General features: G+C 67.4%; 24 protein-coding genes and 2 pseudogenes. 7 read left to right on the top strand and 19 right to left on the bottom strand.

All coding sequences use genetic code 11. The annotated features are described in order from the left end of the window. Nucleotides 1–215: 215 nt before the first annotated feature. The gene (locus tag ABT127_RS34920; RefSeq protein ID WP_351459151.1) at nt 216–617 is read right to left on the bottom strand and encodes a DUF6193 family natural product biosynthesis protein; all 402 of its coding nucleotides are present in this window, start codon (nt 615–617) and stop codon (nt 216–218) included. 62 nt (nt 618–679) lie between these two features. Between ABT127_RS34920 and ABT127_RS34915 the strand changes: the two genes are divergently transcribed. The 4 genes from ABT127_RS34915 to ABT127_RS34900 all read left to right on the top strand — a co-directional run bounded on the left by ABT127_RS34915 (nt 680) and on the right by ABT127_RS34900 (nt 3,649). Beyond that, a complete protein-coding gene (locus ABT127_RS34915; RefSeq protein WP_351459148.1) occupies nt 680–886 on the top strand; it encodes a hypothetical protein in 207 nt (68 codons plus the stop codon). A 20-nt stretch (nt 887–906) separates the two neighbouring features. Then, entirely contained in the window at nt 907–1,053 is a 147-nt protein-coding gene (locus ABT127_RS34910; RefSeq protein WP_351459146.1) for a hypothetical protein, read from the top strand. Between the two features lie 224 nt (nt 1,054–1,277). Beyond that, nucleotides 1,278–2,195, top strand: coding sequence for a hypothetical protein (locus tag ABT127_RS34905; RefSeq protein WP_351459144.1), 918 nt, complete (start codon nt 1,278–1,280; stop codon nt 2,193–2,195). A 1,061-nt stretch (nt 2,196–3,256) separates the two neighbouring features. Beyond that, nucleotides 3,257–3,649, top strand: a complete 393-nt coding sequence (locus ABT127_RS34900; RefSeq protein WP_351459142.1) for a hypothetical protein — start codon at nt 3,257–3,259, stop codon at nt 3,647–3,649. A 340-nt stretch (nt 3,650–3,989) separates the two neighbouring features. Here the strand turns inward: ABT127_RS34900 and ABT127_RS34895 are convergent, their stop codons facing one another. Further along, on the bottom strand, nt 3,990–5,240 hold the full coding sequence (locus ABT127_RS34895) for a TolB family protein (RefSeq protein ID WP_351459140.1): 1,251 nt from the start codon (nt 5,238–5,240) through the stop codon (nt 3,990–3,992). A gap of 517 nt (nt 5,241–5,757) precedes the next feature. Here ABT127_RS34895 and ABT127_RS34890 point away from each other — a divergent pair. Both ABT127_RS34890 and ABT127_RS34885 read left to right on the top strand, forming a co-directional pair. Further along, nucleotides 5,758–6,990, top strand: coding sequence for a ParA family protein (locus tag ABT127_RS34890; protein ID WP_351459137.1), 1,233 nt, complete (start codon nt 5,758–5,760; stop codon nt 6,988–6,990). Then, the gene (locus tag ABT127_RS34885) at nt 6,987–8,177 is read left to right on the top strand and encodes a ParB/RepB/Spo0J family partition protein (protein ID WP_351459134.1); all 1,191 of its coding nucleotides are present in this window, start codon (nt 6,987–6,989) and stop codon (nt 8,175–8,177) included. Before ABT127_RS34890 ends, ABT127_RS34885 begins: the two co-directional genes overlap by 4 nt. Nucleotides 8,178–8,444: 267 nt before the next feature. Here ABT127_RS34885 and ABT127_RS34880 read toward each other — a convergent pair whose 3' ends face one another. From ABT127_RS34880 to ABT127_RS34860, 5 genes and pseudogenes are all read right to left on the bottom strand, one after another. After that, complete coding sequence (locus ABT127_RS34880; RefSeq protein WP_351459131.1) at nt 8,445–8,891, bottom strand: hypothetical protein; 447 nt, start codon at nt 8,889–8,891, stop codon at nt 8,445–8,447. Between the two features lie 134 nt (nt 8,892–9,025). After that, nucleotides 9,026–9,214: a hypothetical protein gene (locus ABT127_RS34875; RefSeq protein WP_351459128.1), complete on the bottom strand. Its 189-nt coding sequence runs from the start codon at nt 9,212–9,214 to the stop codon at nt 9,026–9,028. Between the two features lie 307 nt (nt 9,215–9,521). Continuing rightward, nucleotides 9,522–9,863, bottom strand: a pseudogene (locus tag ABT127_RS34870) (IS5 family transposase); the annotation flags it as partial. 16 nt (nt 9,864–9,879) lie between these two features. After that, the gene (locus tag ABT127_RS34865; protein ID WP_351459125.1) at nt 9,880–10,398 is read right to left on the bottom strand and encodes a YxiG-like protein; all 519 of its coding nucleotides are present in this window, start codon (nt 10,396–10,398) and stop codon (nt 9,880–9,882) included. Nucleotides 10,399–10,621: 223 nt separating this feature from the next. Beyond that, nucleotides 10,622–10,951, bottom strand: coding sequence for a hypothetical protein (locus tag ABT127_RS34860; RefSeq protein WP_351459123.1), 330 nt, complete (start codon nt 10,949–10,951; stop codon nt 10,622–10,624). 188 nt (nt 10,952–11,139) lie between these two features. On the opposite strand from ABT127_RS34860, the pseudogene ABT127_RS34855 reads away from it, so the two are divergent. Continuing rightward, nucleotides 11,140–11,911, top strand: a pseudogene (locus ABT127_RS34855) (transposase family protein). Between the two features lie 1,182 nt (nt 11,912–13,093). Here the strand turns inward: ABT127_RS34855 and ABT127_RS34845 are convergent. The 12 genes from ABT127_RS34845 to ABT127_RS34785 all read right to left on the bottom strand — a co-directional run bounded on the left by ABT127_RS34845 (nt 13,094) and on the right by ABT127_RS34785 (nt 25,371). Next, nucleotides 13,094–13,498, bottom strand: a complete 405-nt coding sequence (locus tag ABT127_RS34845; RefSeq protein ID WP_351459121.1) for a DUF6009 family protein — start codon at nt 13,496–13,498, stop codon at nt 13,094–13,096. Then, nucleotides 13,495–15,006, bottom strand: a complete 1,512-nt coding sequence (locus tag ABT127_RS34840) for a DNA primase family protein (protein ID WP_502971831.1) — start codon at nt 15,004–15,006, stop codon at nt 13,495–13,497. The genes ABT127_RS34845 and ABT127_RS34840 overlap by 4 nt, the downstream gene beginning before the upstream one ends. Continuing rightward, nucleotides 15,003–16,121 (bottom strand): bifunctional DNA primase/polymerase, encoded by a 1,119-nt coding sequence (locus tag ABT127_RS34835; RefSeq protein WP_351459118.1) that lies wholly within the window; start codon nt 16,119–16,121, stop codon nt 15,003–15,005. Before ABT127_RS34835 ends, ABT127_RS34840 begins: the two co-directional genes overlap by 4 nt. A gap of 505 nt (nt 16,122–16,626) precedes the next feature. Further along, complete coding sequence (locus tag ABT127_RS34825; protein ID WP_351459115.1) at nt 16,627–17,016, bottom strand: YciI family protein; 390 nt, start codon at nt 17,014–17,016, stop codon at nt 16,627–16,629. A 91-nt stretch (nt 17,017–17,107) separates the two neighbouring features. After that, the gene (locus tag ABT127_RS34820; RefSeq protein ID WP_351459113.1) at nt 17,108–20,575 is read right to left on the bottom strand and encodes a BTAD domain-containing putative transcriptional regulator; all 3,468 of its coding nucleotides are present in this window, start codon (nt 20,573–20,575) and stop codon (nt 17,108–17,110) included. Nucleotides 20,576–20,578: 3 nt separating this feature from the next. Continuing rightward, nucleotides 20,579–21,028: a pilus assembly protein TadG-related protein gene (locus tag ABT127_RS34815; RefSeq protein WP_351459110.1), complete on the bottom strand. Its 450-nt coding sequence runs from the start codon at nt 21,026–21,028 to the stop codon at nt 20,579–20,581. After that, the gene (locus ABT127_RS34810; protein ID WP_351459107.1) at nt 21,025–21,468 is read right to left on the bottom strand and encodes a TadE/TadG family type IV pilus assembly protein; all 444 of its coding nucleotides are present in this window, start codon (nt 21,466–21,468) and stop codon (nt 21,025–21,027) included. Before ABT127_RS34810 ends, ABT127_RS34815 begins: the two co-directional genes overlap by 4 nt. Next, nucleotides 21,465–21,893: a TadE/TadG family type IV pilus assembly protein gene (locus tag ABT127_RS34805; RefSeq protein ID WP_351459104.1), complete on the bottom strand. Its 429-nt coding sequence runs from the start codon at nt 21,891–21,893 to the stop codon at nt 21,465–21,467. The genes ABT127_RS34810 and ABT127_RS34805 overlap by 4 nt, the downstream gene beginning before the upstream one ends. Further along, nucleotides 21,893–22,129, bottom strand: coding sequence for a hypothetical protein (locus ABT127_RS34800; RefSeq protein ID WP_351459101.1), 237 nt, complete (start codon nt 22,127–22,129; stop codon nt 21,893–21,895). The genes ABT127_RS34805 and ABT127_RS34800 overlap by 1 nt, the downstream gene beginning before the upstream one ends. 37 nt (nt 22,130–22,166) lie before the next feature. Then, entirely contained in the window at nt 22,167–23,042 is an 876-nt protein-coding gene (locus ABT127_RS34795) for a type II secretion system F family protein (protein WP_351459099.1), read from the bottom strand. Next, a complete protein-coding gene (locus ABT127_RS34790; RefSeq protein ID WP_351459096.1) occupies nt 23,039–23,953 on the bottom strand; it encodes a type II secretion system F family protein in 915 nt (304 codons plus the stop codon). Before ABT127_RS34790 ends, ABT127_RS34795 begins: the two co-directional genes overlap by 4 nt. Beyond that, nucleotides 23,950–25,371, bottom strand: coding sequence for a TadA family conjugal transfer-associated ATPase (locus tag ABT127_RS34785; RefSeq protein WP_351459093.1), 1,422 nt, complete (start codon nt 25,369–25,371; stop codon nt 23,950–23,952). The genes ABT127_RS34790 and ABT127_RS34785 overlap by 4 nt, the downstream gene beginning before the upstream one ends. Nucleotides 25,372–25,385: the final 14 nt, after the last annotated feature.

Raw genomic sequence — 25,385 nt, 5'->3', positions numbered from 1 at the left:
GGCGCGCGGCGCCCGCCCCCCACCCCCCTGCCCCCGCCGGGGTGTGGCGGGGGGGGCGTTCTTTCCCGCCGCGGCTCTCCCACCCCCCCCCCCCCGCTCGGACGAAGCTTGCCGCCTCTCCCCCGCTCCACCGCGCAGCATCGTTCTGGTAGCCAGCTCCGACGCCGTGATCACACCACCCATCCGGAGATCAATTCAGTTGCCCACTCTCTTCCTTACGCCGACGACCCCGGGAGAAGACCCAACCTCGCTGCTTCGTGCGCGGCGAGCTCTTCAGGGGTGCCCACGAAGGCAGGACCGCAATTCGGCGGCAGACGGTCGATCACCAGGGCGATGGCTTCCTGCACTGTGGCTACCTGTCCTACCCACTCGGATCGCAGTGGCCCGAGGGCCCAGTAGGTTCCTTCGGTGCCGGGCGCGATGTAGGGGATGTCCCAGGTCCACCGCTTCTCGGTGCAACGGCTGAAATGAAGCTCCCCCATTCCCGTCCAGGGGAAGAGCTGCCGCAGGCGTGGCTCGGCGTAAGCGGCATCCAGTAGCTCGGTATGAACGCGCCCGTCGTCACGTACCTTCTGCCAGCCCGCTTCGACGATGGGGTTCGATGAGTTCTGGGTCATGACGCCATCATGCGCCTGCCTCCAAGCCCTGGGGTGAGTTAGCAGGGGACGAGGTGGAACTCATGCTCTTCCCAGTCCGCGATGACGTGGCCAGTTGGGACTTTTCCTGGTCATCCACCGGCTTCGGCTTGTTCAGGAGGTGGTTGGCCCGGGCCGAGGTGTTCGCTCTCGCCGAGATGAACTGGTTCGGCGCAAAGCGCCAGTGGTGCAGGGTCACCACCACTTTGGAGCGTGTGCTCAACCATGCAGACATCGACGGCCCGACCTGACGCCCGATCAATGCGCGGTCATGTTGCTGCGGCTAGAAGCGACTTTCGACCAGCGGCAGACTCACGACAGCGACCCGGTCCTCCCACGGCGCACCGACGACATCCGGCAGTTGAGCGCCGTCCTGCGGTTCTGCGTGGCCAAGGACGTCGAGCTCAGCTTCGGGTAACTCCCAGGGGGCGAAAGGCCCCGCCCTCGCAGGGATGACGGTGGATGCGGGCCAGCCTCGAGCTGAGCCGCCGATGTCACCGACAGAGCTCAAGGCGACCGCAGGATGGGAGCCAGGGCGCCGCAAAGGGCCGGTCTTCGCTTTGCCGGGAGTGAACTGCCCCGACCTGTAACGTGGCGAAATTCGGTGGCGTTGGTCTCCGCAGTCCCAGAGGGTGAATCCCCATGCTGATCGACGAGTTGCCCGTCGCGTGGAGGCTGTCCCCCGAGGACGTTCAGGCGGGGTGGCGTGCCCTGTGGTGGACCGTGGGACCGGCCGGTGAACTCGCCGTGATGCTGGTCCAACGACGCCATCTGAGCCGCGACAAGTACCCCCGCGGGTGGATCGGATGGCGTGCCGAGATGCCGTTCGACGCAGAGTTGGTCATCGTCTCCGGGCAGGAACTGCGGCGAATCCTGGTCGAAGGGATCGACATGCGGCCCAGCCACCTGGCTCTGCTGCCAGGCGCCCGGTTCCTGCTGGCCTCGGGCCGTACCCACAAGGACACGGAGGGGGACTGGTGGAAGAACGCCGTCGTGTACTCCCCCGAGGGCCGGCCAGAGGGTGCCTTCTGCATCGGTGACGACATCCCGGCCCTCGTCACCGACCGCAGCGGGGACATCTGGACCGCCTACGGTGACGAGGGCATCTACGGCAACCACCCGGAGTCCGGGGCCGGCCTGGCGGGCTGGAACACCCGGGGCGTCGCCACGTGGGCGCCGAAGGGGAGACTTCCCGACTGGCCACTGCAGGGTTGCACGGCCGCCACAGAAGGCGAGTCGGTCTGGCTGGTCTGGTACAGCCCCAAAGGAACCTTCCTCACCCGGATCACACCCTCCACCGGCGCAGTCGTGAGCTACCGCAGCCCGGTAAAGGCCCCGGACGGACTCGCGGTACGCGGCACGCGGGTGGTTCTGACCAACCGCGACCACTACAAGCGCAGCACTACCGTGACCCGTGCGGAGCTGATCGGCGACGTATGCGTCGTCACCAGCCAGGAGCGAGTGCGGGTTCCCGGGCGGGTGGTCATGAAGTGCGGCCAAGGCCGCGACGGAACGCTATGGCTCCGAGCCGGTCGCACCTGGGTACTCATCGACGCCTGAGACCCGCAGCCTTCAGCCAGCGACAAGCCGTCCCTCAAGACACCGCAGCCGGGCTCGGCGGACTGATCAAGAGAGCTTTGCCGGTCGGGGCACCACCCAGAACGGCACCCGCAGTGCTCTGCCGGCTTGTTGTTCTTTACCGCGGTAAAGAACAACAAGCCGGCAGAGTCATGGTCAGCTACCACTCCGCCTCGCTGCCCTCACGATCCGAGATCTCCACGGTTCGCTCCACACGAGCCCAGCCTCTCGGGGACGCCCGGTCGTCGACAGCTCTTACCTCGCACCGAGTGCGAGTCCTCAGCCTCAGGCACAGGTGGCAACGACCCGCGTGATCCGCTGGCGACGGAGCCGACCAAGGCGATCAGCTGCTGGCCTGGCGGCAAGGAGATGATCACCTCGTCGGCAGACCGCGCCGGGAGGAACATTGCCCAGGAGGCTGAAGCGCCCATGCAGGCTGTGGATCTTTTGCCTGCACGGGTCTCGCTCCAGCAACCGAACTTGATGCGGCGATGGAGCAACTGAGTCGTCGACGCTTCGAGCAGAGCCCAGAGTGGGCTGTTCTTTACCGCGGTAAAGAACAGCGGGACCAGACGCTGAGCCGATCGGCAGTCGCGGCGCTTCGCAGGCCCTGGACTGCCTGCTTACACCGAAGATCACTTCACGGGCTGCGCCCGTGCGACGGTTCGATCCCGAAAGCTCAGCGGTGAGGTCGACCGCACTACGCGTTCTCGTCGTACAGAGCATCTGCGCCGCGTGTACTACCCGACGCGCGTCGGCAAGGCAGCAAGGATCCCCCTCCGCAGTCGTCACCGACCGGCGCACAGAAGAGGATGGACCTGCCTGCCGAACATCGGCGACAGGAGCGCTGTACCTCGTCCTCTCGGACCCCTGGCCTCTGGCGGGCTGGCCCAATCCGCTGGTGCCCCGGCAACAAAGAGCGTTTTCTAACCTGGCTGCCGTGATGGCCGGTTGGGCTGACAGCATGGTGAAGCCCCTGGGAGGTGCTGAGGTAGGCAGTCGTCCCACTTCACCACGCCTCGACTTGAGGATAGAAGAGGCCCATGAGTTTCGACATCTTCGTGTGCCGGTTCGGGAACGGTGAGCTGACGCCGCTGGACATGAGTGCCGCGCACGAGGCCCTCGACCCCTACGTGGTGGCACGGGACCCCCGGACGAACTTCCTGCAGGTCCGTACGGCAGAACGGGAGGAGGCGGGTGTGTTCTTCTCCAGCCCGGACACCATCACCTTCAACCGCTTCGGAGGCGGCGGAATCATGGAGCTCCTGGCCGTCCTGCTTCGCCGGCTGGGTGCCATGCTCGTCGTCCCGGGCGGACCGACCGTGATCCAGCGGGATGCGGACCGTGCCCTTCTGCCTGCCGCTCTCAGGGACGAGTGGCCCGTCGTTGTGGCTCGCACCGGCGCGGAGATCGATCAGGCAATCCGGGCTTCTTGAACGAGGGACCCATCCTCAGTGCGGGCCACCAAACGGCCTCGTGGAGACCTGCTTCGTCCTCTACGGCGCCTCGACCTCAGGTTGGAAAAGACTCACGCACCTCGATGGGCCGCGTGGATCACCGGTCACTCAGTGGTGCACCGTGTTGGCTCAGCAGCGCTTGAGCCAACTACCAGTCTTGCCCTCGACGCACTCGCTCTGCTTCCACGCTGCGGGTTCTGCTGCTTCTTTACCGCGGTAAAGAAGCAGCACCCGCGCTGGCCGACGAACCCTGGCCATCTGCTCAGCAGTGTTCTTTACCGCGGTAAAGAACAGCGGCCTGCCCCGCCGAACCTTGCTGTCACTCCCCCATGGCTGCTCGAATCTGCAGCCAGGTCGGATCGGTTACGGATGCCGTGTTGATCGCTGCGAGATCCTCGGAGTTCCATGTGGTGCTCCCGTCGGTGAGCACCAGATCGGTGTCCAGGTCGGCATCGTCGGGAAGCTCCGTCGTCGCATCCAAGAAGTCCGCGACTGCCTCCCGAGGCGTCGGCGTTGTCTTCTCGCCGTCGTCAACCGAGACAGGAACGGTGCCCATGGCCAGCAGCACAAGCTCGCCCGTGCTGCTGGCCATGACGAGCTCGTCCGTCGCTGTGCGTCCGAGTGCGGACACTGGTGCGCCTGCCAGCACGTTGTGCTCCTGAGCGGCCAGCGCCTTGATATCGACCTGGACAAGGGCTCCGGCTGGGGTGCCGATCCAGAGCACGCCGTGCCGAGTACCGAAGGCGATGTTGTGACGTGACCAGGCGCGCATCTGACGGAGCCACTCTTCCGGATACGGGTAGCCCGGGCTCGGTTCGCCGAGAGACGTGGAGAAGACACGACAAAGGGACGGGAACTCGAAGACGTCCAGCGAGTTCCCGTAGGCGTTGCCTCGGATCGCGAGGTGGCGTCCATCAGGACTGAAGATTGGAGCCTCGTACCCGTCACAGTCCAAGATCAGCGCGTGGCTTCGTAGGCGCATCACGGCTGGCGTGGTGTCGGCGCTGGCTCGGGCGAAGAGCCCGAGGGTGGCCCCTTGATCGCTGGCGAGAGTGGCCACCAAGCTGCCGCCGGGATGCTCAGTGATCCCTGTGTCCCAGCGTGGCCCGACGGTGACGGTACCCGTGCCGAGGTCGAGGACATCAGAGCGTTCCCATGCGTCATCATCACCTGATGAGGGCGAGGCCCACAGGGTCCGACCGTCTGGGCTGAACGCCAGGTCGTTGTAGTGAACCGCGGAGATCGAGCTATCGAGACGGGTCAGGCCCGATGGCTGCCACCGCGTCAACGTGCCCTCGCCGGCCACCATCAGCTCTGCCTCGTGAGGGTGCCATGCCACGGCGGGCGTCCGTTGAGAACGCTCCCACCCGAGAGCCTCGCTGTAGACGGCCGAGTCAGTGCCCATCGAGCCCAGCTGGCGGAGTGTCCCGCTGTCGCACGCCCAGATGCCGACTGCGGGGCGCACCGAATCCAAACAGGCGAACAGGGGAAGCCGTGGGTGGCACACCAGCCGCTCAACAGCGTGCCCGGCATTGCTCTGGACCCGCGCGACGATCTCGAGTTCGGTCATCACGACACCGTAGTGGCCGGTGGTGCGATGACAGATGGTCTGCCAATTCATGAGTACGGGGCCAGCACGGTTTCTCTGCAGGGCACGGGGTGAGGCCGTAGGGCCAGCGGACCACGTCACGGACAGGGAGGCGGAACACCCTCGCTGCATCTGTTCGGCTGCGACCGGAACGAGGTGGTCAGGCGTCAGAGCATCTGGCCGAAGGACGCAAGGGCAGCGGGGGAGTGGGGGCCAGTCTCTGAGGTTTTGCGAGTGCGCCAAAAGCAAAAAGAGCCCCGACCCCTTCTCCGTGGACGGGACCTGTCGCGGTGACACCCGACAGCAGCCTGGGCCGGCACAGCGCACGGCCACTGAATTGTGCGGCGAGAACCACGCCTTCGGTATCCGGCTGGCCCACCAGCACCGGAGACGTCCTGGGCTGATCAACTGCTGCGGCTTTACCGCGGTAAAGCCAAACGGGTGCTTAACTAACGTGTCGGTGCAAGATCTATGGCGGAACGTTAGTAAGGTGTCGTCCATGAGTTCTCCAGCCACCTCAGGCGACCGCGAGAAGGTTGTCTCCAAGCTGCCGGGATGGCTCCGGCAGCAACTCAAAGTCCGAACTGCCCAGCACGGCCTCGAGATTCAGGCCGCCGTCGAACAAGGGCTCAGCGCCTGGACGGCACTCGCCTCCGCACCGGAGACCGTCGACACCTCAGGCGCCGACTCCTTCGCCACATTCCTCCCGCCCGGCCAATGGGCCGACTTCAAGACCGCTGCCAAAACGCGCAGCGTCTCGCTCACCCAGGGCCTGGCCCAAGCCGTGAAGTTGTGGCTCGACACCCACCCGGCACCAGGCGTCGCCCGCCCGGCCATCACCCGCCGCATCATCGTCTGCAACCAGAAGGGCGGCGTCGGCAAGACCGCCATCACGGCCGGCCTCAGCGAAGCACTCGCTGAGGACCCCGACGCCCTGCACCCCGTGCAGATCGCCAAGCAGCTCGCTGCGGAAGGCGACACCGACGACCCGCTCGGCGTCGAGAACCTCCCCGGCCTCGGACTGCGCGTCCTCATGGTCGACTTCGACCCGCAAAACCACCTCACCACCCAGCTCGGCGCGTCCCCGCTGCCGATCGACGGCGACAGCCTCACCAACCACATGGGCGGCAATCCCAAGGGCGAACTCCGCGATCTCATCGTGCAGATCGACGGAGAGCGATTCGGGGACCGGCTCCACCTTCTGCCCGCCTGCACCGACGCTTTCCTCCTCGACGTACGCCTGTCCAGCGTCCGGGCCCGCGAGGCCGCGCTGGAACGCGCCCTGGCCCCGCTGGAAGCCGACTACGACGTCATCGTCGTCGACTGCCCGCCGAGCCTCGGCCTGAGCATGGATGCCGCCGCCTACTACGGACGCCGACGCGAGAACGAACTTCCCGGGCAGTCCGGTGTCCTCGTCGTCGTCCAGGCAGAGGACAGCTCCGCCGACGCCTACGACCTGCTCACCAACCAGATCGAAGACCTCCGCGGTGACATGGCGCTCGACATCGAGTACCTCGGTCTCGTCGTCAACCTCTACGACCCGCGCCGCGGCTACATCGCCACATCCTCACTCGAGGGCTGGATGGACATAAAGGATCCCCGGGTCGTCGGCATCATCGGGGAACGCAAGGAACAGCGGGAAGCCGTGCGGACGAAGAGCCCTCTGCTGTCCTACGCACCCAAGAGCCGGATCGCGGTCAGCATGCGTGCCCTGGCCAGGGAGGTCGCGTGACCAAGAAGGACAAGCTGGGTGCCGGCCGGTTCGGCGGCGCACAGACGACCTCGGTCAGTGCCCGCCGTCAGGCGGTGGCCCAGGCCACGGGCGTTCCCACCACAGGGGCCCCCGACTCACGGCTGCGGACCCTGCCCCTCGAGCAGCTAGTGCCGACCGCGTTCAATCCGCGCCGCAACTTCGGCTCGGACGCGGACCTCGCCGAGTTCGGGCAAAAGCTGAAGACGAAGCAGCTGCAGCCCGCGGTCGCCGTTACTCGCGAGGCGTACCTGAAGCTGTGGGAGGGCGAAGCGGACGCTGTCGGCACCCACCGCTACGTCATTGCCAACGGAGAGCGTCGCTACCGAGCTTCGCGCGCGACGGGTCTGGAGACCCTCGAGGTCATCGTCGACGACACCATCGCCGCGTCTCGAGCGACATTCCTCGACGCAGTCCTGTCTGAGAACAACGACCGCGAAGACCTCGATCCGGTCGAGCAGGCTATCGGCATCCAGACCATGGTCGACCAGCTCGGCGGCAAGGCGAAGGTCGCCGAGCACTACGGCAAGTCAGCCGGCTGGGTCACCCAGCAGCTGTACCTGCTCAAGCTCGCACCCGAACTGCAGGAACTTGTCAGCTCCGGTGTGCTCCCAGTGCGTGAGACCCGAGCGCTCGCCAAGCTGCCAGTGGAGGCACAGGCAACCGCTTGGGAGAGCCGACTCGTCGCACGCGACGTCGAGAAGGAAGACAGGCGCGAACCACGACACACGCAGCCGACCAGCTCTGAGAGCTTTACCGCGGTAAAGCCCGAACCGGAGTCGACGCCCGCCGGTGGGGGAGTGGTGGTCAGCCAGTCGCCCCCCGCGGTCCAGCCAACGCCCCCCACGACGGAGCAGCACACTCAACATGCAGAAGTTGGAGCGGCTGACGATTCAGTGGAGGCCGGCACACCGGAGGCCGCCGGCCAGATCTCTGACGTCGAGTCTCCTCAGGAGCCGACTCAGGCATCCTCCCCAGAGGGCGTTCCGGAGCCACGGCATGCCGCAAGTGAGCAGCCCCCAGGTCTGAAGAAGTTTCCGTATAACAACGGACTCGACGCTGCTCTCTTCCTGGACCGGAAGATGGACGACGTTCAGTTCTTCGCGATGATGGACGAGCTGGCGAAGCGGGCAGAGCGACGTCGCGAGCGAGCGACTTCCACCAGCTGAACTCACTCACGCGACGCCATATCTGACACATCGTGAAAACTGCAGGCCCGGCCGCCTTCTGGCCGGGCCTGCGCGCATTCTCAGCCGGACCGTTCCTGAAACAGGATGCCTGGCACCCGATCATCGCGAAGGAGTCCGGACTGGCGATGGCTGGCCGATGGGGGAGTGGCGCGGGAAGCGGCCAGATGTACCTCGAGCAGAGGTTAATGGCGGACGGATGCGTCCACCGTCCGCTCCGAATCTCAGCGGTCGTCAGCCCATCGCCTCTTACGACCTGAGCGGTGCAGCCTTCATGGTCGCCAAGGCCTCACGGAAGACGCCTACATTGTCACGACTCATCTCGTAGGCGATGTTCTTGTGCCAGCTCGGGTTGTCCGCGTCCCACACCGGGGTGATGGGAGCAGGAGTGCCTTCGGGCCACCAGCCCAATTTCACACCGCGGGGGACTGCTCGTGACAGTGCGACCGTCGGTCCGTTGAGCCTACCGATCGTGGCACGCAACTGGTCGGCGTCCATGTATCCGTCACCGTCGATGACGACCATCTCGGCAAACCGTCGGGCTCCGGCTGTCAGCGACCGGAGATAGCGGCCGGCTCGCTCTACCGTCCATCCGGTGCTTACAGGTTCAACAGCTAGTTCGGCATCGAACGAGGCCGCCAGCGCGACCAGCTTCTCCGCGAACTCTTCGGTCGCTCCTTCGATGACGATCCGCATGAGGCCTTCCGTCAGATTCTTAGCTGTTTCTCCGGGTCTTCTGGTAAGTCTGCCTCGTCGGAGGATCACCGTCCAGATCCGAATACGTAGACGTAGAGGCAACGAACCCTGGCCGCACGCGACCAGACGCACAGCTACTCGCGGGACGGCACTCGAGCGGCCAGGTTAGCCAGCAGCCAGCGCGCCGTTTGAAAGTCCGGCTCATCTCCGTTGACCACCGCGGCCAGGACAGACAACGCCGCCTGCGCTTCCTCAAGAGACAACAGGGGCAGCAGTGGAGGGAGCGGCGCATCCGAGAGAGGGAGTCCGTCGATGTCGGTCATGCTGGTGCAACCAACGAGGCAGCATGGTGATCACGCAGGACGCCGAGAGGATACCCATGCGGTCGAGTCAACCATCAAGGGCCTCAGAAGTTTCCGCGTGCTTCGGATAGGTCGTCTAAAGCGCAGAGTCTGGGGGAGCTGTGTTATCAGCCCTTGTGACGTTGGGAGCGGCCGTCGTAGGTGGTGCGGTCACCCTCGTTTCCGTTCTATTCGCGCAACGCGGCGCCGAGCTTCTACGCAGAGAGCTCGACGCTCGCGAGGACCGGCACCGCCGCGAGGACCGCGCATTCGAGCAGGAGGCGCGCCCGGGTGCCGGCGGCTGGTCGGTGCGGGCGCCGGGCGTGTGCTGATGCGCCAGCACGATCGTGGAGTCGACCGCGATGTCCCAGTCGATCTCACCCGCCGCACCTGCGGAGGCCTGGACCTGCTGGAGCAGCCGCTCCCACGTCTCGTCCGCCGACCACAGGCGGTGCCGTTCGTAGACGGTCTTCCACGGCCCGAACCGTTCGGGCAGGTCACGCCACTGCATCCCGGTCCGGACCCGGTGCAGAATCCCGTCGATCACCTGCCGGTGGTCTCGCCACCTGCCACAACGCCTATTGCTGACTGGCAGGAACGGTCGTAGCCGTTCCCACTCGGCATCGCTCAGATCACCCGACCCATGTCTACATCAACGCCCCGGACCCACGCCCGTCACAAGGTGACACGACTCCTGGCTCTCGGTCCGCGACGAAGGGTGCATATCCAACCGGCACCTCGCTCACCTCAAGGTCCGAGAAGAGCAAGGTCAGATCGTGAGCGTTGGTCTCGATGTGAACCTCATGGAAGTCGATCCCGACAGCCTTCGACCAGCGGAGGGCAGCCTCCGACTTGAGACGAAGCTCGGCTCCGTACAGCTCGTGTTGGTTCGCGCCCCAGACGTAACCGTCGAGGTCGATGGCGGTTTCGCTGTCGAGGAGCCGGGCGTCCAAGGAAGTCCGCCAGGTCTCCGTGGACAGGAACGTCTCGCATCGGGCCTCAACGCAGTACCGGAAGAGATATCGCAGGTAGGTTGACGGGTTCTGAGGGCCGTCCCACACGTTGATGACGAGCTCGTAGTCGCGCATGTAGGTGGTGTATCCGTGGTGCACGACGAGGGCTTCGATGGGCTCGTTCAGCGTCCGCTGAAGTTCTGCGGTGTCCATTCCGCCCTTCTACCTCACTGGGCAAGCCCTTCGACAGCGAGATTCGCAGGGTAGGCACACCTCGGCTCAGAGATCGCCCGGACAGGCCCTAGTCAGCCAGCCATGAACGCCATTACCAGTGCAACAAACGCGCCGCACAGCAGCACCATTGGCACCCACGGCAGCCGGCCTATGGGGTGTCCCGCAATCGCCTCACCCTGACGCGACAAGCGAAAGACAAATCTCAGTCGCCTTCCAGGTGGAGTTCAAGGGTCGCGGCTTCAGCGCAACGCTCGGCCAGCCCGCGGATCTGCTCCAGGACGTCCCGCTCTCCCTGCCCTGTCACGAGGTCACAGGTGGCATCGATCTCGGAGAGGAACTGGGGCATGTCTGCCGACGTAAGGATTCGGGTGCGGTACGGGTCCACGCGGGCGAGCATCGGCAGACTGCTATTCGCGCACAGAACGGAGAAAAGGTCCGCCCTGTCCTGGACGAAGTCCATGGTGGTCAGTCGCCGCTTCTTGGGACTCGTTCCTCGCTGCACCACCTGCATCAGCAGCACATCAACACCCATCCCTCATACCTCCTCCAGCATCCTGGACCCTCACCAAGGGGCTGTGGAACAGGCTCCAGGGCTCGTCCACGACCAAGCCGGCGTCCACCCTGTCGCACCAACATCGTCTCATCCACGGCCACCCTCGCCATTTGCGGGACAGCCCTTAAAGGGTGTTGCACAGGCCGTGATCTGAGCATCTCCGGTGTATAGCTGGGGTGTTGAGGGCTGAACGTGTGTGGGTGGAGACGTTCACGGGGCTGTCGTTGGAGCAGTTCGGGCGGCTGCTGAAGACGGTCCGGGACCGAGGCGGCAACGGCACCCTGCGGGGCCAGCCGTGGAGCCTGCCCCTGACCGAACGGGTCCTGGTGGTGGCCCTGTACTACCACACGAACCTCACCATGCGGCAGCTCGGCCCGCTGTTCGGCACCTCCTCCTCGACCGTGTGCCGGGTCATCCAGAAGCTGGGCCCGCTGCTCGCGCTGGAGCCGGTGCCCCGCCCGGCCGACGCGGCGGACCAGCTGTGGATCGTGGACGGCACCCTGATCCCGGTCCGTGACCGCCACGTCGGCACCTCCAGCCGCAACTACCGGTTCTCGGCGAACGTGCAGGTCATCGTGGACGCCAACACCCGCCTGGTGATCGCTGCCGCCCGGCCGGTGCCGGGCACCACCGCGGACGCACACGCCTGGCAAGCCTCCGGCCTGGACGAGCACTGCCGGGGCGTGACCGTCCTGGCGGACGGCGCCTACCTGAACTGCGGCATGGTCACCCCGCACCGCAAAAGGCACTCGACGCAAGCTGCTGCCGGGCGAAGAGAACGACAACGCGGCCCACCGCACGGTCCGCGCCCGGGGCGAGCACGTGATCGGCCGGATGAAGAACTACAAGATCCTCCGCGACTGCCGACAGCACGGCAACGGCCTCCACCACGCCGTCCAGGCCGTCGCCCAGATGCACAACCTGGCCCTCACATCATGACCAGAGTCCTGTCCTCACGGGCCCCGACCTGCCCGAACACCGCCTTATGCAACACCCTTTAGTCATTGACAAGAGCTGTGGATTGACGCTTGATCTTCAGGCTATGACTCGCCGCGGGGGATGATGGGATTGGGGGCAGGGTGGAAGCGTCGGGTGTGGGGTCGGTGTCGTAGACGACCAGGGCGGCGGGGGCTCCGTCTACCAGGCCAGGCCGGCCGAGGTCTGTGCGGGCCGACCAGGAGGCCGCGCCCAGCACCGCTTCCGGCGGCTGGCCCGCAGGGACCGTCCGGCCAGCCGCACGTCTCGGCGGGCGCTCGGTTCGGCGGCCCGGCTCCGGTCGGCTTCGAAGCCGAAGACGCTGAGGGCCGGGACGAATGCAGTGCCTTGGTTCGCCATCCGATAGATCAGGCTCGGATCCAGTTGCATGCCGTGGGGTCCACGGCTGTCGACTCCAGCCAGGACAGTGTTGCGACTGCCTTCGCTGGTCTGGCACTGCGCGGCCACCCTGCCGCGGATCGAGTACCGCTCCCTATGACTGGCCGGCCAGTGACGGTAAGCATCAGGGGGGGACAAACAGGTAACTGCGCTCGAAATGATCGGTCACAGCACGGATGCACTTCGTGTGGGCCTCGCGCAGGCAACAGAGATGCGTCCTGCCAGCGGGGGGCATCGACCGCCTGGAGTCATCTACGAGCCGCTGAGGATGCTCCGGGAGCACGCAGGGCCGGTGTTGCCGTGCATCCGTGCCTCACCACTCAGAGAGGCGCTCTCGCGTCCGCATGCGCATCCACCTGGCCGCCAGTCTCCTCGGAGGCGTCGACCACGGCCCTCGGCCCCTACAGCGCGGCGTGCCATCGGTAGCTGATCCGTGTCTTCAGTCGCTGGGTGCCGTAGCAACAAAAAGGCCAGTTCAGCGCGTTGATGACCGCCATCGAAGCGACTGAAGCGACTCAACTTACCTATCTATGACACGCACGCGCACAGGGTTATGTCGTTATAGTTCTGGCCTTGCGTCGCTAGAGTCGCTTCCGCTAGGGCTATACCCACTCTGACCTGCTATTTCTCTGAGCTACTGAGGCCAGCTACCGAACAGCGAAAGACGCTGGGTGCTCGGTAGCTGGCCTCATGTCTGTTTCTGTGCCCTGCCCGCGCAGAGTCGCTCAGTCGCTGGGTGCGCCGTCGTCAGCTCTTCGGTAGCTCTATCCCGAGCTCCCGCATGGCGTCCGAGGGCGGGCCTCCTTCGGAACGCTCAGTCTTATAGCCCTTGATGCCGACTGCGAGCGTCCGCGGGTCAACGCCTTCGGATGGGGCCGCAGAGGCGTAAAGCCCGCCCGGCTGCTGGTCTCGGTCGTGGGGGAGCAGCCAGAAGACTCTGCGCAGGAAGGTCCCTGAGGCGCGCGAGGCACGGGCCTCAGACGAAAGGGTGGCGTAGCCGATCATGCGTCCGTCGCGATGGTAGGCCGGCTTGCCACGTCGGGTGGGCAGCCGGTCGAGGCTCTGGCGGACGTAGTCGAGGGTGTCGGTGTCCTCGAGCCAGATCAGGTCCTGTTCGTGGGCGATCTGGCTGGGTTCGATCAGGGAGCTCATGCCGTTGCTTCCTCCGCCTCAGCGTTCAGCCCGATACCTGGATAGTACTTGCGCTGGTTCGACAAGATCATTTCTTTGGGGGAGGAGAGACCGACGGTCTCACGCACCCGGGCGGCGAAGGCGCGAGAGGAGACGGGGTTGGCCCCTTCGAGCGAGCACCACTGCTTGTAGGAGGCGTAGAGCTGGGCCTGCTCAGCGCGCATTGCAGGGTGCATGGTGCAGCACTCAGTCAGGAAACGGCCGGTGTGGTCTTCGGTTTCCGCATATGCGGTGGTTGCTGTGCGCACCTGCTGGGGCCCGGTCAGATCCTTCTCCCCATTGAGGTAGCGCTGGGCTCCAGTGATGAGCCAGTGCAGGATGCCGGGCCCTTCCTCTGTGACCAGAATGTCGGCGAGATTGTCGACCTTGCGGTGGTCGGCAACGGCCCGCTCGAAGGGGATCAACTTCATTCGACGCCAGAACGCGTAGCCGCCCGTGTTCACTTCCGGGCGGTGGTTGCCGAGCAGCCACAGTTTGTGCGTGGGCGTGAACGAGAAGAAGTCCTGGCGCATCCTGCGGGCCTTGATGCGGTCGCCACCGGTGAGCAGCTTGACGCGGGCCTCGTCGAAGCGGTCTCCAGGCTTGAGTTCGGAGCAGACGATGATGCGCCGCCCGTGCAGTTCCGCCAGGTCGGTAGGGTGGCCCTCGAACGGCTTGGCCATGAGAAACCCCGGCGGCGCCGCGTCGGCGTAGTCGCCCAGCAACTTCACCATCACATCCAACAGCACACTCTTGCCGTTCTTGCCCAGCCCGTACAGAAACGGCATGATCTGCGCGCCGACATCCCCGGTGGTTGAGTAGCCCAGCAGCAGATGCAGGAAGCTGATCATTTCCTGCCCTTCAGTGTCGTCACCGAAGGTATCGAGCAGAAAACGCTGCCAGCGGGGAGCTTTCATTGCCCGTGGGGCGAGTGCCGTCGAGCGCGAGTGCAGGTGCTTTTCCGGGTCGGGGCTCTGCAGCATCCCGGTGCGAAGGTCGACCACCCCGTCAGGGGTGCACAGCGCGTACGGGTCGGCGTCCAGCAGAGAGGCGTTGAGAACCATCCCTGGTGCAGACTTGGCCTGCATCAGCATGGCTTTCATGCCGGAGGTCGAAAGGGCGCGGCGGCGGTGACGACGAAGGGTCGTGGAGGAGTGGTGGCCGCTGGCATCTTCCTCTGCGAGAGCCTCGGCCATCTCACCCGCCGCCCACAACACAGCGTCGTCCTCGTCGATCTCCCAGCGGTAGCCCGACCAGCGATACCAGCCGAGGCCGGGCACATGTCTGAAGTCCCGGCCGTAGAGGTGCACGAACAGCTTGGCGTTGCCCCGGTCGCTCAGTGAGTCGGGAAGAAGCCCCTGGGACGTGGCGGCCGTGTTGGCCAGCGCGGGCGAGGCCTGGGTCTGGGCAGGCAGCGCGGGAGGATTGAGGATCTGCTGGGCGATGGCCGCCGGGTCGAACAGCCCGTCGTCGGGGTAGTTGTGGTTCACGGGCGGTCGTCTTTCAGGACGAGGGGGCGTCGCATGCCGGCCATGAGGCCGGCACGGATGACGGAGACGGAGCGGCCTTGCTGCCCCGGACGGGCGTGATCGGCAGCCTCCAGCAGTACGGTCTCGGCGGCGTGCTGATCCAAATGCCCAGCAGCGACGAGACCGCCGGTGGTGAACGCGGCCCGGTTCAGCTTCTCGGTGAACGAAGCTCCTTCAGGAACGGACCTACAGTCAGCGACTGCAGCAAGCGCGGCCGCAAGGATTCGCGTGGCGCTGTCCCGGCCGGCCCCCGCAGCAATGACTGCCTGGCGGGCCCTAAACGGCGTCGCATGACCAGTGCTTTGCCGAGGCAAGGAGGCGTGCTGGTGACCGGTGCGGATTAGCTCGATCTCCAGCCAGCTTGGCAAGGGCGCTGGCGTTGAACTGCCGGGCAGAACCGTGTAACGGCCGCTGCCCGTGACAGTGTTGGGCGCCACGATGTAGCCGCCCTGAGCGCGTACATCCACTTGCCAGGCCAGCGCACGGCGAGGGCTCGAGCCGGTGGAGCACAGCCACGTCTGCTCCGGCTTGGTTCGGTACCACACATGGAGGCCGCCGCTCGGGGTACGCACCCGCAGTGTCGCGGTGTCGTGAGCCGGATCCGCCTCCTGCCGCAGGGCGGCCAGCAGAGCCAGGCTGTGGAAGCCGTGCTGAAGCCCGTCCAACCTGACGTGCTCCCCGATCGGGATGCCGGGCAGTAGCCGGCCGCGCTGAGGAAGCGGTGTCTGGTGAGCGTCAACGTCCAGGACAAGTAGGTTGGCAGCTCCGCAGGCCACTCCAACACCGAACCGTGGCTGGGTCTTCCACCAGCTACGGATACGGTCGCTGTCGTCAGTCGCTGCGTGGAAGCCGTGGCACCAGCGTCCCTGTGCGAGGCACTCGCAGCTGGCGGGGGAGTGAGCTGACCCCTGACAGCGCGCACAGTTGGCTGCCGGAGTCTTGCGTCCGGGGGCCAAGGGGAGGATCGGCCAGCTTCGCTCGGCACAGGCAAGCGCGGTCTGTAGCGCTGTTCGTGACGCTTCAGTCGCTGCATCAGCTACTGAGCCAGCGGGAGGAAACCCCAGCTCACCGAGCATATATCAGCCTTTCCAGCGACCGAAGCGACTCAACATCAGAATGTGTTGTGCGCATAGGCTAACGCCTCGCGGAAGCTGGTTGGGGAGGTACGCGTGCGGCGGGTGTGTTGAGCTGCCGCATGTGCGACCTAGCGTCGCTTGCGTCGCTGTCCGCCGCGCCTTCCGCAAACCGTAGAAGACCGAAGCGACCGAAGCGACTCTTTCTCTAAAACACCGCAGAGCCAAGGCGACGCGCCCCATGCGTTCGTGAAACCCGGTCGACTACGGGCTGGCCAGCCAGCAGTAGCCTGAGGGTGTCGGTGACAAGGCGGTGGCGTTTGTGTCCGGCGATCTTCTTGGCGGCGTCGGAGTCTTCGCGATCTCGAAGTCGTTCAACGCGACCTCGCCGTCTGCGGTTCACTCTGCTGCCCCGGCACTGGGTGATCGAACACACTCTCTGGTTCCTGCAGCACCGGCGCCGTGTCCGCGATTTTGAACGACACCCCCACCGCTCCGCCGCCGGGGGTCAGGCGGTGGGAGCGGCGGGGATCCTGTGGATCTCGACGGGATCGTTGCACGGGGTCCCGCCCGGCCCGGGACACGCTGAGGCTCGTGCGGCGATCTCGATCGACCGCTCCTCGCTCGCGACGTCGACGACCCAGTACCCGGCGAGGATCCCGCCCTTGAGCGAGGGCCCGTCCGTTACCTGCGGAGCTCCCTTCTCGCTCGCCCGTACCGTCTTCGCCAGGCCGGGCCCGCCGAGCCCGCGGACCTCGACCAGCTCGCCCGCCGCGGTCAGCTCGTCGTTCAGCGCCCCCATGTGGGCGAACATTGCCTTCGTGTCGTCTTCGCTGTAGCCCGCCATGACGCTGTCCCAGCTGTCGGCTTCCACATTGATCTGGATCATGTACAGCATCGGGTGCTCCTCGGGCCGGGCCGGATCATTCCATGTCGAAGGGCAGACCTTCCCGCCCGGCAGAACTCATCGATCCCGGCCCAGCCAGTGATCAGGACGCGGCCAGGAGTTCGTCGACCAGGCACTGCGTCACCGGGTCGATCCTCTCGCGGTCGAGGTGGCGGGTGGTGGCCTGCCACCTGGTGACGGCTGCGCGCAGTCCGGAACGATTCCCGGCCTGTGCTTCGACCTTCATCAGCGTGCGGTGCACGATCTCCGCGAGCGGGTCGGCGTCCAGGCCGACCGCGCAGGCCTTGCGGGCACTGGGGAAGTCCTGGTGGGGACCTTCGTCCAGGCGGTGAGTGGCGACCGTGTGCGCGACGTCAGTGATCCGGTTCTGCATGTAGGTGCGCAACGGCACCATCCACGTCGCAGGGTGCTCGCCCAGGGGCGCGCCCTGGACGAGGGTGAGGGCCCGCTCGAGGTAGTGCAGGCCTTCGGCGCCCCGGCTGAGGCCGAGCTCCGCGAGGCGTTCGAACTGCGTCCAGTCGCACCGCAGCTGATCCGAGACCGTGTATGGAGAGCTCTTCACCTTCCGCTGAGGCACGTACGGCTTCCCGTTGCTGTCCAAGCCGAGTTTGTTGCGCAGCCCTCGTAGCCGGGCGTTGAGGGTGGGCGCCGACCACGGCTCGCTGTCGCCCAGGTCCTCACAGATCACATCTGCGCTACTGCCGGGGCGGAGGACCAGGTGAGCTGTGAGCTCCGTCAGCCGCGGCTCCAGATCGACGCCTTCCATCTCGATGCGGCCCAGTACTCGAAGCCGTGGAGTTGTGTTGTCGCCGGCTTCGGCCAGGGCACGGTCCGCGTCCGTCTCCGGAACCGGGGCGGGGCGCTCGGGAGCGAGGATGGCGTAGGCGGAAGGGACGATGAACCGCGGGCCCTTCTCGGCCTTCCCCGCAGCGTCGTCCGCCCTGTCGGAGTCCGCGTCCGGGTTGGAGTGCAGCGCCAGGAAGGGGACATCGCCCGGGCCACCGGGGGAGTCCAGGGCGCTTGAGGCCACGACCGGGGGCGACACCTGCTCGGCCGTGGTGTCGGTATCACCCGAGATGCCATCGTCGGCCGGGCCCGCCGCGGTTCCGGTGGGAACCGCCTGCACTGCCGGGGCGCGGTCGGGCAGTGCGATCGCTTCGGGCGGCACGTGCTCCCAGACTCCTTCAGCCTGCACCGGCGCCTCGCTGGTCTGCCGGTAGGCGGCGGCCAGAGCCGCTGCGGATCCCGCGTCCAGACGCTGCAGGGCGACGTCGCATCCCAGTTGCTCGACGCGCTGCGGTTCCTGGAGCGTGGCATCGACGGATTCGGCTTCGGGGAAGACCGAGACAGCCGTTGCGGGCAGGATGAGCGCGGCCGTCACGAGGCCACGCGCCTTGTCGAGGGTTTCGGCGAACCGCCAGGCGGTGTCGTCGTCCAGCTCGCCGGCGCACATCACCACGTACGGCATCGCCGCATCGTCGGGTTCCTGGTGAGCCTCCAGGACCCGGGAGGCGAACTCGCTCGCTGCGAGGCGGGGGTCCGGCAGGTACTGCACGCCGAACGCGCTCACGTCGGCGCCCATGGCGCCCAGCCCGCAGGCGATGACCTCCACGTGGTCGGCCGACGGACCGATGGCGAGTTCGGTAGCCAGGCACGCGATCACCTCGGCGCGCTCCTCGGGCGTGCCGTCCACCAGCAGCACGGGCAGGGACGGCAGATGAGCCATGACCAGGTTCTGCGCCGGGTCGGCTCCCAGGGTCACGAGCGCCGGATAGGGCATGCCCGGTGCGGAAGTCTCGGGCAGCGGCTGGCTGTCCGGCAGGTGCCACCAACCCGCTCGGGCTTCGGTGAAGGGCCGCTGGAGTACGGCCGTGACGTCGCCGGGGAGTACGTCCACGCCTGCGGGGGTGATCCGCGCACCCCGCAGGGGCGGGGGAGAGGCCGGGGCGTTCGCAGCGAGCGCGGCCAGGGCAGCGTGCAGCCGCTGCACGCCGTCGCCTCCGTCACCGGCCGTCTGTTCCAGCGTGGCCTCCTGCGGAGCCGTGGCGGTTGCCGGCAGCGTCTGGCCGGGCTTGCGGCGGCGGCGCTGCCGCATGCGCCGCACCGCGAGGGTGCCTGTCAGCGCGGCGGCCAGCAGAGCAAGCACCCCCGCCCCGGTCTGCACGGACACCGAAGCAGCCGGGGATTCGGACGTCGTGTCACCGGCAGCTGCGTCTCCGGCGGGGCGGTGCAGCGGGGGAGTGGTGCTTTGGTCAGGGACGAGCGGCGAGTCGGCAGCGGGCGGTGACGTCGTCGTCGCCCCTGCGGACGGAGCCTGTGAGGTCTGTCCGCCAGTGCCCTGGGTGGATTCGCTCGACTCCTTCGCGCCTGGAGCCTGACCTGCGGGCGGTGCGCTCGCTTCGGAGTCCTCATCGCCGTCGGCGTGATGCGAGCCGCTGCCCGCATCGTCCTGGCCGCCGCTGCGCGCCCCGTCGTCGTGCGGAGGAGAGGCGCTGTCACGTTCCTGCCCGCCCTCGCCCTTGTCCTCGCGCTGGGAGTCGTCGTGCTGCTTCCCGGCGCCCGGATCGCGGTCGGCGCTGGCCTCGCCGGCGGGCACGGTGACGCGCTGGCCGGGCAGGATCTGGTCCGGATCGGTGATGCGGGGGAGCCCCCCGGGCTGCTCACCGCGGGACGCCTCATACAGGTCCGGCCAGTTGGCGGCGCTTCCCGTCTCATCCTGAGCGATCGCCGAGAGCGATTCCCCGCTCACCACCGTGTGCGTCTGCGCCGACGTGTCCGTACGCGCCACGAACTGCGGCGACAGCCCACCCGTCTGCGCGGCCGCGGCGGAGTGCGGAACTCCTGCTGGCAGTGAGAGGACCCACCCCGGGCGGATCGTGGCGTCGGCGTGGAAGACGGTGCCGTCGACCATCGTCTTGCCCTCGTTGGCCTGCGCGATGTGCGTGTACAACTCGCCCTTGCCGTAGAGGCGTTCCGCGATGCTCCACAGGCTCTCGGCCGGGCGGGTGTCCCGCACCGTGTATAAGTCCTGCTGCTCACCCTGTGCCCGTTGGTGCTCCGCAGAGCTGCCTCGAGCGTGCGAGCCGGCCGGCTCCTGATGAGGCGTGACGGCCTGGACGCTGCTCACGCTGGTCGGCGTCGTTGCGGAGGCCGGAGTGGCGGCCAGCGCGCTGCCGGTGGGCAGCAGCACGATGATGCTTCCCACCAGCATGGCCGCGGCCCGCTGGCTGAGCCGCATACCCGGCAGGGCGCGCGCGGTGCGCCCCCGCAGCTGGGCGGGGATTTCCCGCAGCAGCGAGATCAGGAACGTCGCCCATCCTGCCCAGCCGACGAGACAGAGCACCAGCACTCCGCCGGCCAGGGTGTCCGAGCGGGACAGCAGATGCGTGAAGGCGTCGATGCCGCTCGACCAGACCGCCTGCGTGGCAGCGGTCAGGAGAAGCGGCAGACCGACCACGAGCAGCCCCAGCGCCAGGACCGCGGCGACAGCGCGAAGCAGCCGCACACCGGTGGAGCGCGGGGGCGAGGGGCGAAGGGGAGGGCGGGTCATCGTTCAGTCCTTGTCGGGGGTAGTGATCCCGTGGAGCAGCGTGGCCGAACTCGACGCGTGCACGGTCCAGGAAGCCAGGGCGAACACCCCTGAGTAGGTGGCGCTCACGTGGACGTTGATGCGGCGGCCGCCGCCGGTGACGGTCACGGTGCCGTCCACGCCGACTCGCGCCAGGTAGGCGCGGGCCGCGGCCGCTGCCGCCGCAGGGTCAACGGCGATGGCCTTACCGGGAATGACCTGGCTCAGATCCAGGGCCTGGGCACCGGCACGGGCTGCTTCGGTGGCGGCGCCGTCGGCCTTCTCGTGTGCCCGGGTGACACCGAAGCTGTCGACGGCGAGGATCCCGCCGACGAGCAGCAGAGGCACCGAGATGATCGCAGCGAACACACTGATGCCGCCCCGGTCATCGGCCAAGCGGCGGTCTGCGTAACGGCGGTACGGGCGAGAGATCATGTGCGCTCCCGGTAGGCGTCGACCACCGATGTGTACGTGCCGGTGAGGGTGCGCGCGCTCGGGCCGCCGCCGAGGAAGAACAGGTCGCCGAGCGGCACGCTGCAGGAGACGGTGACCGTGACGTAGCCGACCTGGCCGACAGGCACGGCCAAGCCCGACGTGCTGGCTCGCACGCTGGTCGACGCGCAGCTCTGCCCGTCCTGGCTCAGCGAATGCTCGGCGGCAGCCACAGCTGCGGACCGCCCCGCGCCAGGGGAGCGCTCCAGGGACGCGGCGCGGGCCGCTGCCTGCGCCGCTGCGTCGACGCGGTGGCCCGACAGCGACAGCCGGGCACCGGCCACCACCAGCAGCGCGAGAGCGATCAGGAGCGGGACCACGATCGCCGCCTCGATCGGGGCGTCGCCGCGGTCCCGCTCCCGGCCGGTGAAACGCTCGATCACCGCGCCCCTCCCTGCGCTGTAGTCCATCGTTCGACCGGCCCCGACGCCGAAGCAGACACCGACCACCCGCCCAGACCCGGCACCAGCGAGATCGCGCGCCCGGTCACCTGGATCTGGATCTGTTCGGCCGATGACCCGGCCGTCGACACCCGGGCGTCGACCAACACGTCACCGGACAACTCACTCAGCGCCGCACGGGCCGTGGCCGCCCCCTGACCGGGGGTCGCCTGATACATGCGGCCGCCGGACACCCCTTCGCGCGCCGCGGTATAGGCGACGTTGCGGGCGTAGGCGTAGAGGAACCCCTGGACCGCGGCGATGGTGACGAGCAGGACGACGGGAAACACGATGGCCATGGCGATCGGGCTGGAGCCGCGATCGTCGGCCAGGCGCGCGGGGAGTCGAGATCTCATGGTGGCGGCCATCAGCCCAGGTCGATGTCGCCCAGCTTGCCGTTGGCCTTGGAGTACAACGCCGCCAGGCCACCGGCGATCAGCAGGGCACCCACGATGGTCGCGACGATGATGATGACGGTGGGGACGCCCTCTCCCCGGTCGCCGCGCTCGCGGATCTCCTCCTGTGCCGCTTCGGCGCGCCGGCGCAGGCTCGCGACGCCCAGCGTCGCTGCGATGTGCACCTTGTTCAACTGCTGCTTGATCATTACTTTCCCCGCTCACTGTGATTGCCGTTGTTGCTGGTCAGATGGTGAAAATGCTCAGCACCGCCGGGAAGGCGATGAGGAACATGGCGATGACCGCCAGAAGCGCGCCGGGCACCGACAGCTTCTCGCTGTCGGCGTGAGCCCGTGCCGACTCCCTGGCCATCAGCTCGCCGCTCTGGGCCTTGCCCCGGTTGCGGAGCGTGTCGTAGATGGATGCGCCGTCGTCGGACGACAGCCGCATGATGTCGGCGACGTCCTGCAGCACCGGCAGCCGCAGCCGCTCGCCCATGTCGTCCAGCGCCTGCCAGGGCGACGTCTTCTCGGTGCGCGAGCGCAGCAGCGCCTCCTGGATGAGCGCGAAAGCCCAGCCCCTGCCGATACGCGCCGCGTCCTCCAGCGCCTGCGACGGCGCCACGTTGGAGGCCAGCCGGATGGCGACCAGATCGATCCAGGCGGCGGCCGCGTACTCGAACTCGATCCGAGCGCGGCGGGCCTCGCTGGCCGTCAGATAGTCCGGCACGAACCACAAGGCCACGGCCGCCGCCACCCCGGCCAGCCCCGGGATGAACACCGACACCGACAGCCCCATCAGCATCCAGCCGAAGACGACCACGAGCGGAGAGAACAGACCCATCAGCGCGAGGGACACCTTGTTCACCAAGAACTGCTCAGGCGACTTACGCAGCAGCTCCAGATCCGTGCGCGGCAGACGGCCCGGCATCCGCTCCACCCACTGCTGCGCCCACACCAGCGACGGTGCTTTCGGCACACGTGCCCCCGGCGCCGGAGCCGGCGGGTCCAGGCGGCGCAGCGCGGGCCCGAGTTTCGGAGCGGACGGCACCAGTTCACGCACCAGCAGGGCCACGCCGCCACCGGCGACCGCCCCGCACACGATCATCGTCGGCACGCTCATGACGTCACCTGCTCCACCTCGGGCATGCGCACCTGGCTGCGCGGGTCGTCGATCAGAAACCGCGGGACGGGCCGGTGGCTGGACAGTTTGCGGGTCCACCACAGCACCGCCGCGAAAGCGCCCCCGAGCAGGGCCAGTACCAGCTGCCCCAGCACCGTGCCGTAGGGCTTGGTGTAGTCGGGGACCAGGAACCCGGCCAGCAGCAGCCCCAGGCTGATGAGCGTCATCCACCGCACCGCCGTACGGGACTTGGCGCGTCCGGCTTCGATCTCACGGCGCTGAGTGACTTCCTTGCGCACCGCGGCCGCAGTGTCGGCCAGGACCTGAGCGAGCCCAGGTCCTGGGTCGACGGCGCACAGGATCAGCCCAGCGCACACCTTGTCGGCGGTGATGTCGTCCAGCTGATCGGAGAAGTCCTTCAGCGCATCCGCGGGCAGCCAACCGGCCTGCAGCCGCTCAGCGAGATCACTGACCTCACCGGCGATGGCGGGCGGCGCACTCTTGCGGCTGGTGATGATGGCCTGTTCCAGGGAGAAGCCGAGCCGCAGGATCTCCGAGAGCCGCTGTGTCCACGCCTCGAGCGCCTCCAGCCGTGAAATCCGCACCGTCACCGACGTGTTCGGCGCCAGCAGCCACGGCACGCCGACGACAGCGGCGCCCAGCAGCACGGCCGCGGTGAACACCCCGGACAGCAGCCATGCCGCCAGGAACGTGCAGCCGGCAGCGCCCAGCACCACCCGCCGCCGGCCAGCGCGGTGGGCACCGTCCAGACCACCGGACCATGCCCGCTGCCACCGCTGCGACCACGCGGCCTGCCGGGAGCGTGGCTGCCCGAAGACGGCCTCGGCCAGGGCGACAAGTCCACCGGCGACGAGCGCACCGCACAGGACCCACACCAGCGGGGACGTCATGACACCACCCCCTGCCAGGCAGCAGGGGCGGCCGACTCGGCGAATGCCTGGAACCCGACGTGCTCGAGGCGGCGACGCAGGTTCGGAGACATCGGCGCGTACGGCACCGCGCGCAGACCGCTGCCCGACAGCGGCCGGTACAACTCGTTGAAGGCGGGGCGGCCGCCTTCACCGATGCCGGTGATCTCCCAGACATGGCTGACCGTGCGGCGCTTGACGGGGCCTGAATCGTCGACCGACATGAACACCACCAGGTGCAGGCCGTTGGCGATCTGCCGGTAGGCCAGCGCCTCGCTGAAATTGCCGCGCGCCAGCAGGTACAGCTCCGCGATCCGGTCGAAGACGACGTGCGGCTCGGAGGCGTGCAGCGTGCACATGCTGCCCGGCCGGTCACTGGTCAGCGCCTGCATCATCGCGGTCACCTCGGGACCACGGACCTCACCGACGATCGTCCGGGTCAACGACATCCGCTTTGCCCGGTACATCAGGTCCAGCAGCGTGATCTCACCCGCCGCGCGGCCGCCGTCCACCCGCTCGCCGTTGGACTCGCGGGCCTCCATCGGCACCACCTGCGTGTGATAGCCGTTGCGGTGCGCCCACAGCTCGAACTCCGTCTCGATGGTGGCGAACCGCTCGTGCTGCGGGATCTCCTTGAGCGCCGCACGCAGCATCGACGTCTTCCCCGACGACTGCTCCCCGACGAACATGATGTTGCGCCGGGCGCGCACACACGCGGCGATCAGCGCTGCGAGGTTCTCGTCGAGCGCACCCAGACGCACCATGTCCGCGAGGTTCGCGTCCTTGATGCGGTGCCGGCGAATCGTGACGTGCGTGGCCTCCCCGGTAATCTCCGGGCCGATGGCCTGCAACCGCGAGCCGTCGGGGAGCCGGATGGCGACATCCGGACTGGCGGTGGAGAAGGTACGGCCGCTCTGACCACTGTTGCGCACCAGGTCGCGCACCAACTCCTGCAGCTCCGCCTCCGAGTCGGCCACCGCGTCGACCGCGACCGGCGTGCTGTCATCGGTGTACTTCAAAAACACCCGGTCGTGGCCGTTGATCCAGATGTCCTCGACCCGCTCATCGTCCAGATACCGCTGAAGGCGCCCAGCACGGAACAGCATGTCGAAGACGAGCGTGCGGATCTGCTCCTCGTGCGCCGGAGACACCGCCCCTGAGCGCAGCCGCTCGGCATCGGCCCACACCATGACCCGCTCATTGATCAGCGCGCGGCCGCGCTGCTCCCGGGTCGCCGGGTTGGCCAGAGCAGCCTTGACCTTGGCTTCCGCGAGCAGCTGGTCGTTGACCAGGCGCTTGATCTCGTTGGCGGCCCGTGCGTCGACCGTCAGACGGGGAAGCGCCGCACTGTTGACCGCTGGCAGGGTCGCCCCTCCCGCGCGCTGAACGGCAGTGGGCATGGAGGGGGGTGATG

The sequence above is a fragment of the Streptomyces sp. NPDC001904 genome (assembly GCF_040297005.1).
Lineage (GTDB): Bacteria > Actinomycetota > Actinomycetes > Streptomycetales > Streptomycetaceae > Streptomyces.
Note: the sequence above shows the minus strand (reverse complement) of the source record. Positions and strands in the feature narration are given on the sequence as shown.